The sequence below is a fragment of the Campylobacter sp. 10_1_50 genome (assembly GCF_000238755.1).
In the GTDB taxonomy this organism is placed as follows: domain Bacteria; phylum Campylobacterota; class Campylobacteria; order Campylobacterales; family Campylobacteraceae; genus Campylobacter_A; species Campylobacter_A concisus_R.
The window spans coordinates 1-1,114 of sequence record NZ_JH414895.1 but is presented as its reverse complement, the minus strand read 5'-3'; the positions used below and the strand labels follow the sequence as shown (position 1 = coordinate 1,114).

At 35.3% G+C, this 1,114-nt stretch carries 1 protein-coding gene; it reads left to right on the top strand.

Annotated elements, in window-relative coordinates:
• Nucleotides 1–7: 7 nt before the first annotated feature.
• A partial coding sequence (locus HMPREF1019_RS09640) for a methyl-accepting chemotaxis protein (protein ID WP_410369114.1) occupies nt 8–1,114 on the top strand: 1,107 nt, incomplete at its 3' end.

Here is a 1,114-nt window from a genome sequence, read left to right as displayed (position 1 = left end):
CCTAAAGATCCAACTAATCCTAGCAGTGCTATTTATAGTTATCCTCTCAGCATTTGTCTATTTCTTACTTAAAAAGTCTCTTAACCCTATAAAAATCATCCAGTCTAAGCTTGATGATGTGTTTAAATTTGTAACTTACGAAGCAAAAGCACCAAGCAAGCTAGAGGTAAGATCAAATGATGAATTTGGTGAGATGAGTAAAGCGATAAATGAAAACATCGATAAAGTAGTAGCTGGCATCAAAAAAGATAGCACTATGATAGATGAGCTAAATAAGGTAGCAAATTTAATGATCAAAGGAAACCTTGGAGCAAAGATAGGCTCAACTCCAAACAACCCATCGCTAAATGAACTAAAAGAGCTACTAAATAAATTCTTTACATCTATCTCAGCAAATTTAAAGGGCATAACAAATGTTCTTAGCTCATATACTAAAAACGACTTTACAGCAAAGGTTGAGATAAACGAAGAGCTAGAGGCTGATCTAAAGGCTATGATACTCGGAGTATCAAATATGGGTGAAGTAATTTGCACTATGTTAAACTCAAATTTAAATGATGCCAAGATGCTTGAAGAAAAGGCTACAACTCTAGCTGAAGCTATGAAAGAGCTTACACAAGGTGCTAGCACACAAGCAAGCTCACTTCAAGAATCTGCTGCTGCAGTTGAACAAATGTCTAGCTCAATGAATGCAATAAGTCAAAAAGCAGAAGATGTAACAAGACAATCCGAAGAGATAAAAAATATCATCGTAATAATAAGAGATATAGCAGATCAAACAAATTTACTTGCTCTTAATGCTGCAATAGAAGCAGCAAGAGCAGGAGAACATGGTAGAGGATTTGCCGTAGTGGCTGATGAAGTTAGAAAACTAGCAGAAAGAACTCAAAAATCACTTGGTGAAATAGAGGCAAATGCAAATGTCCTAGCTCAATCAATAAATGAGATGAGTGAATCAATCAAAGAGCAAAGTGAAGGCATAAATATGATAAATCAATCAGTTGCTCAAATAGATAATCTAACAAAAGAAAACGTGGTAATTGCAAACCAAGCTAACGAAGTAACATCAGAAGTAGATGAGATGGCTAAAGCTATAGTTGAAGAGGTTAGGAAG